Origin of the sequence: Haloferax denitrificans ATCC 35960 (genome assembly GCF_000337795.1) — an archaeon.
In the GTDB taxonomy this organism is placed as follows: Archaea; Halobacteriota; Halobacteria; order Halobacteriales; family Haloferacaceae; genus Haloferax; species Haloferax denitrificans.
Window position 1 is genome coordinate 97736 of the sequence record NZ_AOLP01000017.1, and the last position, 16220, is coordinate 113955.

14 protein-coding genes and 1 tRNA gene are annotated in these 16220 nt (G+C 68.0%); 5 read left to right on the forward strand and 10 right to left on the reverse strand.

The genetic code is table 11. The annotated features are described in order from the left end of the window. Positions 1-103: 103 nt before the first annotated feature. Positions 104-253 (reverse strand): hypothetical protein, encoded by a 150-nt coding sequence (locus tag C438_RS19755; RefSeq protein WP_167321099.1) that lies wholly within the window; start codon positions 251-253, stop codon positions 104-106. Positions 254-357: 104 nt separating this feature from the next. Here C438_RS19755 and bluB point away from each other — a divergent pair, with 104 nt between their 5' ends. Continuing rightward, complete coding sequence (bluB, locus tag C438_RS14195; protein WP_004970233.1) at positions 358-1023, forward strand: 5,6-dimethylbenzimidazole synthase; 666 nt, start codon at positions 358-360, stop codon at positions 1021-1023. A 317-nt stretch (positions 1024-1340) separates the two neighbouring features. On the opposite strand, the gene C438_RS14200 is transcribed toward bluB, so the two are convergent. Further along, positions 1341-1425 (reverse strand) — tRNA-Ser (locus C438_RS14200). Positions 1426-1632: 207 nt separating this feature from the next. On the opposite strand from C438_RS14200, the gene C438_RS14205 reads away from it, so the two are divergent. Beyond that, entirely contained in the window at positions 1633-2583 is a 951-nt protein-coding gene (locus tag C438_RS14205) for an AAA family ATPase (protein WP_004970235.1), read from the forward strand. Between the two features lie 29 nt (positions 2584-2612). Here the strand turns inward: C438_RS14205 and C438_RS14210 are convergent, their stop codons facing one another. Genes C438_RS14210 through C438_RS14225 form a run of 4 tightly spaced genes read right to left on the reverse strand, consistent with a single transcriptional unit; the run spans position 2613 to position 5900 of the window. After that, complete coding sequence (locus C438_RS14210) at positions 2613-3119, reverse strand: DUF7519 family protein (protein ID WP_004970237.1); 507 nt, start codon at positions 3117-3119, stop codon at positions 2613-2615. After that, positions 3107-4375, reverse strand: coding sequence for a DUF58 domain-containing protein (locus C438_RS14215; RefSeq protein WP_004970238.1), 1269 nt, complete (start codon positions 4373-4375; stop codon positions 3107-3109). The genes C438_RS14210 and C438_RS14215 overlap by 13 nt, the downstream gene beginning before the upstream one ends. Further along, positions 4372-4944 (reverse strand): DUF7269 family protein, encoded by a 573-nt coding sequence (locus tag C438_RS14220; RefSeq protein ID WP_004970240.1) that lies wholly within the window; start codon positions 4942-4944, stop codon positions 4372-4374. The genes C438_RS14215 and C438_RS14220 overlap by 4 nt, the downstream gene beginning before the upstream one ends. Next, on the reverse strand, positions 4941-5900 hold the full coding sequence (locus C438_RS14225) for a DUF4129 domain-containing protein (RefSeq protein ID WP_004970242.1): 960 nt from the start codon (positions 5898-5900) through the stop codon (positions 4941-4943). Before C438_RS14225 ends, C438_RS14220 begins: the two co-directional genes overlap by 4 nt. A 759-nt stretch (positions 5901-6659) precedes the next feature. Here C438_RS14225 and C438_RS14230 point away from each other — a divergent pair. The 3 genes from C438_RS14230 to C438_RS14240 all read left to right on the forward strand — a co-directional run bounded on the left by C438_RS14230 (position 6660) and on the right by C438_RS14240 (position 12061). Next, a complete protein-coding gene (locus C438_RS14230) occupies positions 6660-7886 on the forward strand; it encodes an orc1/cdc6 family replication initiation protein (RefSeq protein WP_004065096.1) in 1227 nt (408 codons plus the stop codon). A 147-nt stretch (positions 7887-8033) separates the two neighbouring features. After that, positions 8034-9488, forward strand: coding sequence for an ATPase domain-containing protein (locus C438_RS14235; protein WP_004970244.1), 1455 nt, complete (start codon positions 8034-8036; stop codon positions 9486-9488). Continuing rightward, positions 9485-12061 (forward strand): PAS domain S-box protein, encoded by a 2577-nt coding sequence (locus C438_RS14240; protein WP_004970246.1) that lies wholly within the window; start codon positions 9485-9487, stop codon positions 12059-12061. The genes C438_RS14235 and C438_RS14240 overlap by 4 nt, the downstream gene beginning before the upstream one ends. 23 nt (positions 12062-12084) lie before the next feature. On the opposite strand, the gene C438_RS14245 is transcribed toward C438_RS14240, so the two are convergent. Genes C438_RS14245 through C438_RS14260 form a run of 4 tightly spaced genes read right to left on the reverse strand, consistent with a single transcriptional unit; the run spans position 12085 to position 16192 of the window. Continuing rightward, positions 12085-12489, reverse strand: a complete 405-nt coding sequence (locus C438_RS14245) for a DUF7268 family protein (protein ID WP_004970249.1) — start codon at positions 12487-12489, stop codon at positions 12085-12087. Positions 12490-12495: 6 nt separating this feature from the next. Beyond that, on the reverse strand, positions 12496-13431 hold the full coding sequence (locus tag C438_RS14250; RefSeq protein WP_004970252.1) for an ABC transporter permease: 936 nt from the start codon (positions 13429-13431) through the stop codon (positions 12496-12498). Beyond that, positions 13428-14447: an ABC transporter permease gene (locus C438_RS14255; protein WP_004970255.1), complete on the reverse strand. Its 1020-nt coding sequence runs from the start codon at positions 14445-14447 to the stop codon at positions 13428-13430. Before C438_RS14255 ends, C438_RS14250 begins: the two co-directional genes overlap by 4 nt. Positions 14448-14470: 23 nt before the next feature. Further along, the gene (locus tag C438_RS14260) at positions 14471-16192 is read right to left on the reverse strand and encodes an ABC transporter substrate-binding protein (RefSeq protein WP_004970258.1); all 1722 of its coding nucleotides are present in this window, start codon (positions 16190-16192) and stop codon (positions 14471-14473) included. Positions 16193-16220: the final 28 nt, after the last annotated feature.

The window sequence follows — 16220 nt, forward strand, 5'->3', positions numbered from 1 at the left end:
GAATCCTAGGAGAGTGAAAGTGAAATCGAGGGACAGCGAGGCCCCGTGCGGAAGACTCACTAGTCACGTGTAACGGCGGCACTCACTCCACCCGTCAACTCGGCTAGTCGGGACCGGGGAGGACGAGAATGACGGTGACGACCACGACGAACGCTGCGCCGAAGTAGCCGGCAACCCGGTAACTCTCGATGAGCAAGAGCAAAAACAGGAGGGAGATGATGACGTCGAGTTTGTATTTGTGCGTGGCGTCCATACGGTCCGTCATTCATGTCTGATTAGTAACTCTTTCGACAGGCGAAGCGCGGTCCGTCGGGCGTATCAGAACCGATTTGCAAGCCAGTCTGAACTATCGAAATGATGGTTGCATTCACGGAGCGCGAGCGGGCGGGCGTGTACAAGTCGATATACGCGCGGCGGGACATCCGGCGGTTCGGCGACGACCCGGTGTCCGAGGAGACGCTGGCGCGACTGCTCGACGCCGCGCATCACGCCCCGAGCGTCGGCTTCTCACAACCGTGGGACTTCGTGGTCGTCGAGGACGACGAGACGAAGGCGGCCGTCGCGTCCATCGCGGAGCGGGCGATTGCGGCGGCCCGTGAGGGCTATCGAGAGCCCCGAAAATCGGAGTTCGGCCGACTGAAGCTGGAGGGCATCACCGACGCCCCGGTGAACATCTGCGTCACGTGCGACCCGACCCGCGACGCGCCGCACGTCCTCGGGCGCAACACCATGCAGGCGATGGACGCCTACTCGACGTGTCTCGCGGTGCAGAACCTCTGGCTGGCCGCGCGGGCCGAGGGCGTCGGCGTCGGCTGGGTGTCGTTTCTCTATCCACACGAACTCCGCGAGGTGCTCGGCATTCCGCACCACGTCGAGCCGATTGCGTATCTCTGCGTCGGCTATCCCGAGGACGGCTTCCCGGAGAAGCCGGTTCTCCAACAGGAGGGCTGGCGCGAGCGCATCGACACGAGCGAACTCGTTCACTGGGGAAAGTGGGAGTCGAGAGAAGATATCGAGGAGTGACACGGTGGCGCGACGAGACGCGCCGCTCGAAATGTTGTGGCCGCGGAAAAGCGCCGAGGGTGAGATTTGAACCTCACTCGCTCACTGCGTTCGCTCGCTGGTTCAAATCTCGGGTCGTCGCACATCCTCGTCACGCGGGGCGAGAGACATGAACGTCTCTCGCGGGGTGACGTTCGGAAGAAGCGCCGAGGGTGAGATTTGAACCGCAGTCGCTCCCGTGCGGTCGCTCCTTGATTCAAATCTCAGGAGTCGTACACGCGGCCACGGAGTCGCGGCGCGACCAGACGCGCCGCTCAGAACATTGTGGCCGCGAGAAGCGCCGAGGGTGAGATTTGAACTCACGTGTCCGAATGGACAGTAGATTTCGAATCTACCGCCTTGGCCGGGCTAGGCTACCTCGGCTTCCATCGTTGTCTCTCTCGCGGATAGTTTAATCCGTTTCGATTTCCGAGGGCCGCGGCGGGGAGTGACATGGGTGCGGTCGGCGGGTCTGCACCGGGAGGAACCGGGAGCGGGCGAGGTCGGCGACGGACGACGGGCGACCGACCGACCGACCGACCCAACCCCACCGACCAACGGGAATAAGTCGCGCGCAGACCCGAGAGGTGTATGGACATCGACACGGCCAGCGAGACGTGCGACGAGGTGCTCGACGCCGTCTCGGAGGCCGTCATCGCCGACCGAGCCTTCCTCGAAACCGTCCTGACGGGCGTCCTCGCCCGCGGTCACGTCCTCCTCGAAGACGTTCCGGGAACCGGGAAGACACTCACCGCGCGGAGCGTCGCCACCGCGCTCGGGCTGTCGTTCTCCCGCGTGCAGTTCACCCCGGACCTCCTTCCGGCCGACGTGACCGGGACGAACATCTACGACGAGCGCGAGCGGAGCTTCGAGTTCTCGCCCGGCCCCATCTTCGCCAACGTCGTCCTCGCCGACGAAATCAACCGCGCGCCGCCGAAGACGCAGGCCGCGCTCCTCGAAGCGATGGAAGAGGGACAGGTGACCGTCGACGGCGAGACCCACCAGCTTCCGAAACCGTTCTTCGTCATCGCCACGCAGAACCCCGTCGAACAGGAGGGGACGTTCACCCTGCCCGAGGCGCAGGTCGACCGGTTCGTCGTGAAGTCGGCCATCGGCTATCCCGACCTCGACGGCGAGGTCGAACTCCTCCACCGGCGCGCCGGCCGGAGCGAACAGAGCCCGAGCGTCGAGCGCGTCCTCGACCGCGACGCCGTCGCCGCCGTCCGCCGCGCGCCCGAGTCGGTCCGCGTCGAAGACGACCTGCTCGAATACATGGCGAAACTCGCGCGGGAGACCCGCACCGACCGGCGGGTCCGCATCGGCGTCTCGCCCCGCGGGACCCAGCGACTGTTCGAGGCGACTCGCGCCCGCGCCGTCATCGAGGGCCGCGAGTTCGTCACGCCCGACGACGTGAAACGCGTCGCGCAGTCCGTGCTCGCCCACCGCCTCGTCCTGACGCCGGACGCGCGGGTCGAAGACGTGCGGAAATCGGACGTCGTCGACGACGTGCTCGGTCGGGTGACCGTGCCGACGCTGGAGTAGGGGGAGGGCGGGGCGAATGTTTCAGCGCCTCAGCGCCCGACGACCGCCACGAGCGCGACGACGCCGACGAGGAGTAAGACGACGGCCGTGATTGGCTGGCCGCCGGCGGCCGCCCGGTCAGCGCCGTAGACGACGGCCGCGCCGACCGCGAGCACGACGAGCGTCGCCGCCGCGTGGACGAGTTCGAGCCGGAGCGTGTCGGTCTCGCGGCCGAGGTGGTCGCCGACGGAGCGCGCGTTGTCGGCGAGGTCCCACGCGAGTATCGACCCGACCGCGGCGAGCAACAGCGCCTCCGTCCCGGCCCCGCTCGCGCCCGCGAAGAGGAGCGAGAGGAAAAACAGCCCGCCCGCGGCGTCGACGATGCGCCGCGAGCCCCGGACCAGTCCGGCGGCGAGCGCGACCGTCGCGGCGAGACCGCCGACCGCCGCCGTCGACGTGGTGAAGCCGAGCGCGAGGACGGCGAATCCGGCGGCCGACAGCGCCATCGCGGTCCCCGGCCGAGTCGGCTTGCGGGTGATTTCGCTCACCGCGACCACCCCGCTTCGGCCCGCGCGAGCGCGACGCCGAGCGGTTCGTCACCCCAGTCGACGACGCGGACGCCGCTCCGCCGGAGTTCGCGGAGCCGCAGGTCGCGCTCGATACGTGCGAGTCGCGCGCCGACGGTCGCGGTCGTCGTCGGGTCCGGGGAGACGACCGTCACGGCGTGGCCGTAGGCCTCCAACCGGCGGGCGACCGAGACCGCGTAGTCGTCCACGAGCGGCGAGCAGAAGACGACCTGCGCGTCGCTGGCGAGCCGCCGACGGAGCCGTCGGAGGGCGACGGAGGGGAAAAAGGCCCCGTCCGGCGGCGTCGGCGCGAACGCCGGGTGAGTGGCGAACAACCGGCGGGCACGAGTGCGGTGGTCGACGCCCGACGAGGGGGCGAGCCAGCACTCGTCGGGGCCGAACGCCGCGACGCCGACGCTGTCGCCGCCGTCGAGGAGCGCCGAGAAGGCGACGCTCGCGGCGTCCACGGAGCGCTCGACCGCGGTCTCGGCCCCGCCGTCGGGGGCGACGTGCGCCTCCGCGCGGGTGTCGACGACGAGCACGACGGCCGCGGCGCGCTCCTCTCTGAACTCCACCGTGGCGAGTTCGCCCGTGCGGGCGCGGCGGTTCCAGTCGATGCGCCGAATCGGGTCGCCGTGGCGGTACTCGCGGATGGAGGCGAACTCCAGTCCCGACCCCGGCACGTCGGTCTCGACGCGCCCGGCGTACTTCGAGGTGAGGCCGCGGAGCGGCAGGTCGGCGGTCGCGGCGAGTTCCGGCTCACACCGGAGCGTCGTCTCGGCGTCGACGGTCTCGCGGGACTCGACGGCCCCGCTCGGGTCGCGGACGACGACGACCGTCTCGCCCCACGCGTGCTCGCCGCGGACGGCCGTGACGGTGTAGGTCGCGGTGGCGGTCGCGCCCGGTCGAAGCGCCGTCCCCAGTCGGGCGGGTCCGTCGGCGACGCCGAGCGCCGGCGGCACGCCGTCGACGACGCGGAGGTCGAACAGCGTCCGCGGCCCCTCGTTGGTGACGCGGAGCGTGACCTCGACCTCGTCGTCGGGGTCGGGCGTCGCGTCGGAGAGGTCGCGCTCGACGCGGAGCGACACCTCGGGAATCGACGCGACCCGGACGTAGGCGAGGACGACGACGCCGAGGCCGGCCGCGAGGAGGAGCGACGGCTCGCGGGTGAACACGCCGGCGGCGGCCGCGACGAGGACGAGACCGTCGAGGCCGGTCCAGCGCTCGGTGTCGAAGCCGCGGCTCATCGTCGCTCACCCGCGGGGTCGTCGGCGGTGCCGACTCGCTCTATCGCGGCGACGGTCCGCTCGGCGCGGTCGGCGAGCGACGACCGGCCGGACAGAAACAGGCGGACGCGCTGTCGGAGCGGAATCGAGACGGACGCGCCGAGAAAGCGCGCGGCGACCGGGTCGTCGGTCCACCCGCCGGTTTCGAGGAGCGCGGCCGCTTCCTCGGGGGCGCGACCGCCGCGGGCGACGAGCGCCCCTTTGGCCCGCGCTTCGAGGCGGTCGACGACGCGCTCGCGGGCGGCCCAACGGGTTCGCCGACCCGCCGCCGACACGAGGTCGTCGTCGAAGTCGGAGCCGGGCATCGGGACCGAAATCCGCGCTTCCGGGTCGCCGGTGACCGTCGTGTTCGGGGTCGTGTCGCGGCGGCGCTGGACGTACCGAAGCCCCTGAATCGCCGCCAGCGCCCCGACGAGGCCGAGGAAGACGTCCGTCAGTTCGAGGCCGAGCGAGACGCCGGCGACGACGGCGAGCCCCGCGACGGTGGCGACGACGCCGACGAGTAAGAACAGCCGACGCGTCAGCGTCACCGGTCGGCCTCCGTCGAATCGGCGTAGGCGTCTTCGATGTTCCTGAGCGCGTCGACGGCCCGGCGCTCGCGCGCCGACGTCGCCTCGAAGCCGCCGTAGCGGACTTCCTCGAACAGCGTCGTCAGGGCGCTCACGTCGTCGCGGTCCATGCCGGCGGCGACGGCCGAGTCGGCGAACTCGGCGGGCGTCGCGGCGCGGCGGTTCGGCACGTCGAGGAGCGCGGTCATCTCGCCCCACGCGCGGAACACCTCGTTTTCCACGTCGGCGTCGCCGTCCTCGATGCGCTGAGCCGCGGCCCCGGCGGCGCGGCCGACGGCGGCGACGGTCGGCCCCTCGTCCTCGACGGCCGGGGCGACGTCGTCGTCGGCCGCGGGGGAGTCGCCGGTCCCCGTCACGAGCATGAACACCGCGACGACGAGCGCGGCCGCGAGCAGGAGGCCGAACAGCACTGTGGGCGGTGAAACGCTCTGGGCCGCGCCACCGCCGCCGAGACTGCCACCGCCGCCGGCGGGGAGAAACGAGACGTTCCGCGCGGCGGCCGCGGCGCGAGACGAAAACGAAAAGTCGCGGCGACACGCCGTGAGGAGGGCGAAAAGCAGGACGACCGGCGGTCCGACCGCCGCGAAGATGGCGAGCGGCGGGAGCAGAGAACCGGTCTCGCGGTAGGCGTACGCGCCGAGGAGGACGAAGACGAGGGCGACGGCCGCGAGGATTCCGGGCGAGAGCAACCACGGGAGACACGGCGTCGGGATGCTGAGACTGCCGGACGAACCGCCGGTCGGTTGGACGCCGGTTCGGTCCGTGTCTCCGGCGACTGCGCCGCCGGTCTCGCCGCCACCGAAGCCTATCGGGCCGCCGCTGGCGACGACGGTCGAGTCGATGGTGGCGGCGACGACGGAGAGGGCGACGACCGCGAGGAGGGCGAGCGCGAGCGCGCGGAGGGCGGAACGGTCCACGGGAGTAGGTAACAGTAACCGGGGTAAAGACATTTCGAGGGACGGAGCGGTCGTCGGAGGGACGACTGTCATCCCGCCGACCAGCCGAGTCGAGCAGAGCGTCGGTCGCGCTGTGTCGGTCGCGCTGTGTCGGTGGTGCCACACGAAGGTCCGCAGACGACGCGGCCGGACAGACCACTCCGACAAGTGAACTACTCGTCCGTGTGGCGGACGAAAGTCGGGGCTCGACACCCACACACCACGTTTGCAAGTGAATTGGCGTGGAGCGAGGTGTCGGGGCGCACCCACAGACACCACCGTTGCACGTGAAGCGCGGCGACGCCGCGGAGGGGGTGGCACCGGCGACTGCGCGGGGAGAGCACCGGTGCAAGTGAACCGCGAACGGGACCCGTTCCGCACCACCCACCACCGTTGCAGGTGATTCTTCCTGTTTCAGGTCGCCTACGCGCCGCTCGCCGCAGACTCGTCTGGCCGGGACTCGCATCGTGAGCGCCGGTTCATGTCAACGCTTTAGTTGAACGCATGCTCTGTTGTTCTACTAGTCACTCTCGCGTACTCTCGTTCACTTGCAACAGTGGTGTGTGTCTGTTCAAACGAGTTCACACGGACCACGATACGCGGTAGCAAGAGACATTCGAGAGACGACGAGTCGAGACGAGAACACGCCGCCCATCACCCACCGACACCACCGCCGCAATTCACATGAATCAGATGAAATCGGGGTTTTAAATAAGGGGACGCTACAACGGACCGACGCTAATGCGCCGGTTCGAGCGAAAACAAAACGTCTTCACCAACAAGGACGCCCTCGGGGAGTCCTACAAGCCCGAGCGCATCGAGGAGCGCGACGACGAGATTTCGGAGTACATGGACGCGCTCCAACCGGTCGTCGACGGCTGGGAGCCGAACAACGTCTTCCTGTACGGCAACACCGGCGTGGGGAAGACCGCGGTCACCGAGTTCCTCCTCGAAATGCTCCTCGAAGACGTCTCGCAGTACGACGACGTGGACCTCAGCGTCATCTCCATCAACTGCAAGACCCTCAACTCCTCGTACCAGGTGGCGGTCGAACTCGTCAACGAGCTTCGACCGCCGGGCGCGGAGATTAGCTCGACCGGCTACCCCCAACAGACCGTCTTCAAGAAGCTGTTTCAGGAGTTGGACGACGTGGGCGGGACGGTGCTCATCGTCCTCGACGAAGTCGATTCTATCGGCGACCGCGACGAACTCCTCTACGAACTCCCGCGGGCGCGCTCGAACGGCAAGCTCGAAGACGCCAAGGTCGGCCTCATCGGCATCTCGAACGACTTCAAGTTCCACGACCAGCTCGACCCGCGCGTGCAGGACACCCTCTGCGAGCGCGAACTCCACTTCCCGCCGTACCAAGCGCCCGAACTCCAGAACATCCTCGAATCGCGCGCGGAGGTCGCCATCGCAGAGGACGCCTGCGAGGAGGGCGTGTTGAACCTCTGTGCGGCGCTCGCCGCCCGCGACAGCGGGAGCGCGCGACAGGCGCTTGACCTCCTGCGACTGGCGGGCGAACACGCCGAGAACAAAGACGACGAGCGAATCACGCTCGACCACGTCGACATCGCCCGGCAGAAACTCGAACAGGAGCGCGTCGTCGAAGGGATGCGCGAACTCACCGAAAACGGCCACTTCGCGCTCCTCGCGGTCGTCTCGAAGGCCGCCCACGACGAGACGCCGTGTCGGATGCGCGACCTCTATCAGGAGTACCTCCGGCTGTGTAACTCCGCCGGCATCGACCCGCTCGCCCAGCGGTCGGTCCACAACCACCTCTCGGACCTCCGGATGCTCGGCATCCTCTCGGCCGAGGAGAACCGCACCGGTTCGCGCGGGAACTACTACAGCTACGCGCTCGACGTCCCCTTCTCCAGCGCGATGGAGGCGCTGTCCGACGTGCTCGCTCTCGACTCCGTCCTCGACGAGATTCGAAAGACCGCGACGCAGGCCGAGGCCGCCTGAGTTTCGTCGGACGCACTCCACCGACCGAACACCACGGCTCCCCGAACGCCCGCTCTCGTTCCGACACCCCACTGAGGCGTGCTGTTCCGGGGCGTGGCAGTTCGAGACGGTGGTAGTTTCTTGGTCCGCCGGACAGATGTGTAGGGCATGACGAATCTCCCCCCGCGGCTCTCCACGGGAATATCCGGACTCGACGCGGTACTGGACGGCGGGCTGGTGCCGAACCGGACGTACATGGTCCGCGGGGAATCGGGGGCGGGAAAGACCATCGTCGGCTACCACTTCCTGACCGCCGGACGCGAAAACGACGAGGACGTGCTTTTCATCTCCTTCGAGGAGTCGGACGCCGACCTCCGGGCGAACGCCGAGACGCTCGGATTCGACCTCTCCGAGGTTCCCATTCTCGACTTGGGGCCGTCGCCCGAGGCGTTCCTCGACGACGAGGCCTACACGATGCTGTCGCCGGGCGAGGTCGAAGGGAAGTCGACGGCGAACGAACTCCGGGAGGCAATCGAGGAACACGACCCCGACAGAGTCGTCATCGACCCGCTGAGCCAACTCGGTCGCCTCTCGTCGGACAGATACCAGTTCCGCCGGCTCGTCTCGTCGCTCCTGAGCTACCTCAAGCAGTCGGGTGCGACGACGCTGTTCACGAGCCAGCCGTCGAGCGGCGGCACCGACGAGACGCTCGCGTACCTCTGTGACGGCTCGATATCGCTGTCTCGGTCCGATTGGGGGCGGTCGGTCCGCATCGAGAAGTTCCGCGGGTCGGACTCTCAGACGGGGCCGCACGGCATGCGAATCGACGGCGGTCACGGGATGCGCGTCTTCCCGCGGCTCGTCCCCGACTCGCACCACCGCGAGTTCACTATCGAGCCGCTCTCGTCGGGTATCGACGACCTCGACGCCCTGCTCGGCGGCGGCATCGAGCGGGGGAGCATCACGCTCGTCAGCGGCCCGAGCGGCGTCGGCAAGTCCACCACCGGGGCCGCCTTCGCGCGGGCGACGGCCGAACGCGGCGAGCGCGCCGCAGTCTATCTCTTCGAGGAAAGCAAACGGAGCTTCCGACACCGCTCTGAGTCCATCGGCATCCCGATAGACGACCTCATCGAGGCGGGTGGTCTCCGGGTCGATGCGGTCGAACCGCTCTCGCTTTCGACCGACGAGTTCGCCCAGCGGGTGCGCGCCGAGGTCGAGGCCAACGACACGAAATTCGTGCTGATAGACGGCACCGCCGGCTACCAACTCAGCCTCACCGACGAGCGAAGCGACATCCGCCGCGAACTCCACGCGCTGGCGCGGTACCTCAAGAACATGGGCGTCACCGTCGTGTTGACCGAGGAGGTACAGCAGGTCACCGGCGCGTTCCACGCCTCGGACAACCACGTGAGCTACCTCGCGGACAACATCCTGTTCATTCGCTACATCGAGGTTCGCGGCGAGATTCGCAAGGCCGTCGGCGTCCTCAAAAAGCGGTTCGGGGGCTTCGAACCGACGCTCCGGTCGTTCGAAATCGGGACGGACGGCATCACCGTCGGCGAACCGCTCGACGAGCTTCGAGGCATCCTCACGGGCACGCCGACGTGGAACGAGGCTGAGTGACCGTGCGCGACGACGCGTCCCGGAACGGAGCACGTTCCGCGCGTGACGCGTCCGGCGAGGAACGGATACTCCTCGCAGTTCGCGGCGCTCGCGACCGCGAGCTACTGGCGGACCTCCTCGACGCGTACGAGGTCGTCGTCTGGGAGCGCGGCCGCGAGGACGGACCCCCACTCCCGGAGTTCGACCTCTGTATCGTCGACATGGCGACCTACCCCGCCGTCGCCGCCGACCTCGAAGCGCGCAAATCGGACGCGGGCGACCGCTTCCTGCCAGTCGTGTTGACGGTCGAACAAGACGAACAGCGCGTCGCCGCGCGACGCCTCAGCGACGTTCCCGACGACGTGCTCGCGGTGCCCGCGCCGAGCGCGGTCATCCGGTCGCGGGTCGAGTCGCTCCTCCAGACCCGACGGCAGTCGCTCCAACTCGCGCTGTACCGCCGCGCGATGGACAGCGCGACCGTCGGCATCACCATCACCGAGGCCGACGGCGACCAACCGCTCACGTACGTCAACGACGCCTTCGAGGAGATGACCGGCTACGACCGACAGGAGGCAGTCGGCCGGAACTGCCGATTCCTACAGGGGGCCGAAACCGACTCCGAGCCGGTCGAGACGCTTCGCGAGGCGGTCGAAAACGGTGAGAGCGCCGCGGTCAGTCTCACCAACTACCGGAAGGACGGGACGCCGTTCTGGAACGAACTGAAGATATCGCCGGTGTACGACGACGGCGAGCTCACCCACTTCGTCGGGTTCCAGACCGACGCGACCGTCCGCCACGCGCTCAGGAACCAACTCGTCCACGAGACGCAGACGCTCAAACAGCTCTTCGAGACGAGCCCGGTCGGCATCGCGGTCCTCAACGAAGACGAGGTCATCGTGCGCGCCAACGAGGCGGCCCACCGGATTCTCGGTCTGCGGCGGTCGGTCGTACTCGGACAGCCGTACGACGCGCCCGAGTGGGACCTCGTCGACGAGTGGGGGAACCCGCTCGGCCGCGAGGACCTCCCCTTCGACCGGGTTCGAGAGACCGGTGAGATAGTCAGAGGCTACGAACACGGTATCGACGTCGCCGACGAGCGCCGATGGCTCGTCGTCAACGCCGCCCCCCTGACCGGAAGCGGGGGAGAGCGAATCGGCGTGATCGCCGCCATCGAGGACTTGACAGCACAGAAGCAACAGGTGCGCGAGCGCGAGCGATTGCTCGACCTGTTCGACCAGAGCCAGCGAATCGCCTCGGTCGGTGCGTGGGAGGTCAACACACGGACCGGAGACGTCCTGTTCACGAGCGGGCTCGCCGAACTCGTCGGCGTCGACTCGGGGGAGACGTTCGACCTCGAAGAGGCGTTTTCGTTCTACCATTCCGAAGACGAACCCGAGGTCAGAGCGGCGTTCGAGCGCCTCGTTGCGACCGGCGAAGAGCAGTCGGTCGAGTGCCGGCTGGTGACGACGGACGGCGAGGTGCGTTGGGTGAACGTCCGCGGCGTCACGACGCCGGAAACCGACGGCCCCGTCTTCCGGGGAACCGTCCAAGACATCACCGAGCGGAAGGCCCGCTCGAAGGAACTGGAGCGCTACGAGCGCATCGTCGAGACGACCGCCGACCCGATTTACACGCTCGACGACAACCTTCGGTTCGTCCTCGCGAACAGCGCGACCGCCGACCTGCTGGGCTGTGACCCCGACGACCTCGTCGGCGAACACGTCTCGGCGATGTTCGGCGAGCGACACTCTCAAGCGCTCTTGGAAGCCATCGCGTCGCTTCTCGCCGGAGAGAGCGTCGAAGAGAGTATCGAGACGGTCGTCGTCGACCAAACCGGTGCCGAGCGGAAGTTCCAGACGACCATCGCGTCGAAATCGTCGGACGGCGAGTTCGATGGCATCGTCTGCGTCGGCCGCGACGTGACCGAACTCCAAGAGCACGAACGCCGGCTCTCGGTCCTCGACCGCGTCATCAGACACAACCTCCGGAACAAGATGAACATCGCGCAGGCGCACGCGATGATGGTGCTAGAGCGGACCGACGACGGCGACGTGCGCGAGTCGGCGGCGGCAATCGAGCGGGCGACGAGCGAACTGCTCTCGCTCGCCGAGACGGCCCGGAAGTTCAGTTCCGCGCTCGACCCCGACGTGACAGAGCGAGTGCGACCGCAGAACGTCGCCGACTGCGTCCGCAACGTGGTCGAGGGCGCTCGGCTCAGCTACCCCGACGCGACCATCACCGTCGACTCGCCGGCGGACACGCGAGCGTGCGCCCACGAGACGTTCGAACTCGCGGTGAACGAACTCATCGACAACGCGGTCGTCTACGGCGGCGACGAGGTCAAAATCGAACTCTCGGTCAGCGAGGACGACGGCCCGGAGCAGGTCGTCATCCGCGTCGCCGACGACGGACCGGGGATTCCGTCGCTCGAACGCGAATCGCTCAACTCCGGTCGGGAGTCGCCGCTTCGGCACACGAACGGGCTCGGACTCTGGTTCGTCCGCTGGGCCGTGACGAACAGCAACGGCTCGATGGAAATCGTGGACAACGAGCCGCACGGGACGGTTATCGAGCTTCGACTGCCGAAGGCCTGACGCCGAGTCTTCGTTCGGCCGGCTCAGGCGGCGGCGACGAACGCAGAGACGGCGGAACCGACCGCCGTCGCCCCGAGCATCACGCCGAGTCCGAACCCGAGAATCCGGGCCATCGCCCGCCGAGCGTCCGCTTCCGTCCAGCCCGTTCCGGTGTCGAGGTGCGCCTGCATCGACTCGATGCCGCGGCCGAGCGCGACCGCCCCGGACCACCCGAGGAGGCCGAACCCGAACGCGAGCGAGCCGAGCGCGAACGTCGTCTCGACGCTCGCCGAGAGGTCACCGACGACCAGCCGAGCGGCCAGCCAGACGGCGGCGACGAGCGCGCCCGCGAGGGCCGCGGTGCCGACGGGGCGGAACCGAACCGCCGCCCGTTCGAGCGCGGGACGCGCGTCCGCATCCGCGTCCCCCGGCTCCGGTGGCGCTGACACGGGCGGTCAGTCGACCGCTTCGCGCATCCGCGGGTCGAGCGCGTCGCGCATGCCGTCGCCGAGGAGGTTGAACCCCAGCACGGTGAGCGCGAGGAAGAACCCGGGGAAGAACGACCACCACCAGACGCCGGTGAGCAGGCCCTGACTCACGCCGTTCGAGAGCATGAGGCCCCACGAGGGCGTGCCGGCCGCGGCACCGAAGCCGAGGAACGACAGCGCCGCGAGGTCGATGATAGCCAGTCCGAAGTTGAGCGTGCTCTGGACCGTGATGGGCGCGAGGCAGTTCGGCAGGACGTGCCGAACCAGCACGCGCGGGTCGGCCGCGCCGAGCGCGACCGTCGCGTCGATGTACTCGTTTTCGAGCACGGTCAGCGCGGCCCCGCGGACGACGCGGGCGAACCGCGGCGTGTAGACGAGCGTCAGCGCGGCGACCGCCCGCCACAGCCCGAGGTCGTCGGGGAAGATGGCGACGAGCGCCAGCGCCAACAGGAGCGACGGGAACGCGAGAAGCACGTCCATCGTCCGCATGATGACGTTGTCGGTCACGTCGCCGTAGTAGGCCGCGATGATGCCGAGACCGACGCCGAGGACGGTCGAGGCGGCGACCGTGACGGTGCCGAACAGCATCGCGTACCACGCGCCGTACGCCACCCGCGGCAGGAGGCTCCGGGCCTGTCCGTCGGTCCCGAAGGGGAAGTCGAGACTCGGCGGCGCGCGGTTCGGGTTCGTCCCGAGTTGCGACTGCGTGATGACGTCGAGGTCCAAGAACAGCCGCGCGTACAGCGCGATGACCACCATCGCCACGATGATGGCGATGCCGGCGAGCGCGAGGCGGTTCGACAGCAGGCGGGAGACGAACGGCGACGCCGTGAGGCGGTCGACGAGCCCGCGCTGGTCGACGTCGGTCGACGTCTCGTTCGTGGTCGTGGTTTCCGTGCTCATTGTTCGATCCTCGGGTCAAGGACGGAGTAGGTGACGTCGACGCCGAGGTTGACCAGCGTGAACAGGAACGCGAACGTCAGGACCGTCCCCTGCACGATGGGGTAGTCGCCGACCTTGATGGCCTCGACCAGGAGCGTCCCGATGCCGCCGATGGCGAACACCGTCTCCGTGAGTACTGCGCCGCCGAGCAGGCCACCGAACTGGATGCCGATGACCGTGATGACGGGAATCATCGCGTTGCGGAAGCCGTGTTTCAGGACCGTTATCTTCGCGCCTTGGCCCTTCGCGCGGGCGGTCCGCATGTAGTCCTGACGGATGACCTCCAGCATCGACGAGCGCATCATCCGGGAGATGAGCGCCATCGAGTAGACGCCGATGACCGACGCCGGGAGAATCATGTGGCGGACCGCGGAGACGAACATGTCCCAGTTGCCCGCGAGGAGCGTGTCGACCGTGACGAGCCCCGTCACCCGGATGGCCTCGACGTTGTAGAGGACCGAGATACGGCCGCTCGTCGGGAGCCACCCGAGCATCTGCGCGAACAGCAGGATGAGAAGCGGACCGCTCCAGAAGATGGGCACGCTGATGCCGGCGAGCGCGCCGATGCGGGTCAGGTGGTCCGTGATGCTGTCCTGCTTGACGGCGCTCAGGATGCCGAGCGGGATGCCCAGCGAGATACCGATGAGCTGGCCGTAGAGAGCGAGTTCGAGCGTGACCGGCAGTTTGTTGGCGAGCACCTCGCGGACCGGGGTGTTCCGCTGGATGATGAAGGACTCGCCGAACTGGAACTGCGCGGCGTCGGCGAGGAATCGCCCGTACTGCACCCAGATTGGGTCGTTCAGGCCGAGGCTCTCTTCGACCTGCCGGACGAACTCCTCGCTGGCGCGCTCGCCCGCGATGGTGAGCGCCGGGTCGCCCGGCGAGAGGTGCAGGATTGAGAAGACGAGCGACGCCACTCCCACCAGTACGGGGACGAGCAACAGCAGCCGCTTGAGTACGAATCGTGTGGAAATCATGAAAGTCGAAGGCGGTCAGTGCCTCAGTTCAGGCTGACGAGGTTGAGGTACGGACCGCTGATGGCGGCGACCTGGAACCCGCTGACGCGGTTGGAGACGCCGCGAAGCTCGTCCGCGTAGTCGAGGTAGACCCACGGGGCCTCGTCGTGTGCGATCTGGTTCGCCTCGTTGTACAGCGACTCGCGCTCGGCCTCGTCGTAGGTGCTCTGACCCTGTTCGACGAGGTCCATGTACTCGCGGTTCGCCCACGCCGAGCGGTTACTGGTGTTGTAGCCTTCGGCGTCGAAGCTGACCCAGTCCTGTCCCTCCGTGAGTTCGCCCTCCTCTACCTGCGGGTGCAGGAGGACGTACATGAAGTTGTCCGGGTCGGCGTTGTCGGTGTACCAGCCGAGGAAACACGCGTCGTGGCGGCCCTGGGCGGTGTATTCGAGGAACGGACCGAACGACTGCTGGTTGATGTCGACCTCGATGCCGATGTCGCCGAGGTTGGACGCGACGGTCTCGGCGGTCTGAATCGGCGACGGGTTGTAGCCGCGGGGGTTCTGGAACGTCGCCAGTTCGAACGAGAAGCCGTCGCCGTAGCCGGCCTCTTCGAGGAGGCGCTGGGCCTCTTCGGGGTCGTACGGGTACGGGTCGATGTCGTCGTTGTGACCGAGGACGTTCGGCGGGAGCGGCTGGCTCGCCTGCGTCGCGAAGCCCGAGTAAATCTCGTTGACGATGGCCTCGGTGTTGATGGCGTGGCTGACGGCCTGCCGGACGCGGCGGTCGCGGAACTCCTCGCGGCTCGCCATGTTGAACGCCATGTAGCCGATGTTGATACCCTCGGTGCGGACGAGGTTCGCGTTGCTGGCGTTCTCGACCTGGACGGACGACTGCGCGCCGAGCCCGTCGATGATGTCGAGTTCGCCCGACGCGAGCGACTGGGCGCGCGTCGAGTTCTGGCCGATGGTGACGAAGACGACCTCGTCCACGTTCGGGCCGTCGCCCCAGTAGTCGGGGTTGGCTTCGAGGCGGATGAGTTCGTTCGCGTCGTCGAGGTTGCTCAGCTGGAACGGACCCGTGCCGACCGGGTTCGAACTGAGGTCGGTGCCGTACTCCTCGATTGCGGCGAGGGAGTGGACCGCCGCCGCGAACATCGCCAGGTTACGCAGGAACGGCGCGTACGACTGGGTCAGCTGAATCGTCATCGAGTAGTCGCCGTCGACCTGAATCTCGTCGATCCACGAGCCGAGGGTGAACGGCCCGTACGCCGAGACGTAGTCGTCGCCGGCGTAGTACTCGTAGTCGCTGTCGACGAAGCGGCGATAGGTCGCCACGAAGTCCTCCGCCGTGAACTCCTCGCCGTTGTGGAACGTCACGCCCTCGCGGAGCGTGATGGAGGCCGACTGGCCCTCGAGGGAGTACTCGGTGGCGAGCCCCTGCGTCAGCGTGGACTGCCCCGGCTCGAAGTTGATGAGCGTGTCGTAGAGCTGTTCGGTCACCTTGGCGACCTCGCCGCTCGTGCTGTTCTGGAAGTCGAGCGTCGGCGAGTGACTGCCGCGACCGTAGCGAAGGACCGACGCCGAACCGTCGTCTTCGGTCTGCTCGGTCTGGTCCGTCTCGCCCTCGCCGGTCGTCTCGCCGGATTCGGTGGTGGTGTCCTCGCCGCCGCCGCCGGAACAACCCGCGAGCGCGGCCGTCGCCGCGGCGGTCCCCGCGGCCGTCAGGAACCGACGCCGCGAGACGTTATTGCCATCTTGTGACATACGTGTACCTATCGATGTACCCCTATAA

What these genes read in the sequence shown, in the direction of transcription:
- C438_RS19755 (WP_167321099.1), bottom strand. Translation starts at nt 253, where the DNA reads ATGGACGCCACGCACAAATACAAACTCGACGTCATCATCTCCCTCCTG.
- bluB (WP_004970233.1), top strand. Translation starts at nt 358, where the DNA reads ATGGTTGCATTCACGGAGCGCGAGCGGGCGGGCGTGTACAAGTCGATA.
- C438_RS14205 (WP_004970235.1), top strand. Translation starts at nt 1,633, where the DNA reads ATGGACATCGACACGGCCAGCGAGACGTGCGACGAGGTGCTCGACGCC.
- C438_RS14215 (WP_004970238.1), bottom strand. Translation starts at nt 4,375, where the DNA reads ATGAGCCGCGGCTTCGACACCGAGCGCTGGACCGGCCTCGACGGTCTC.
- C438_RS14230 (WP_004065096.1), top strand. Translation starts at nt 6,660, where the DNA reads ATGCGCCGGTTCGAGCGAAAACAAAACGTCTTCACCAACAAGGACGCC.
- C438_RS14235 (WP_004970244.1), top strand. Translation starts at nt 8,034, where the DNA reads ATGACGAATCTCCCCCCGCGGCTCTCCACGGGAATATCCGGACTCGAC.
- C438_RS14250 (WP_004970252.1), bottom strand. Translation starts at nt 13,431, where the DNA reads ATGAGCACGGAAACCACGACCACGAACGAGACGTCGACCGACGTCGAC.
- C438_RS14255 (WP_004970255.1), bottom strand. Translation starts at nt 14,447, where the DNA reads ATGATTTCCACACGATTCGTACTCAAGCGGCTGCTGTTGCTCGTCCCC.
- C438_RS14260 (WP_004970258.1), bottom strand. Translation starts at nt 16,192, where the DNA reads ATGTCACAAGATGGCAATAACGTCTCGCGGCGTCGGTTCCTGACGGCC.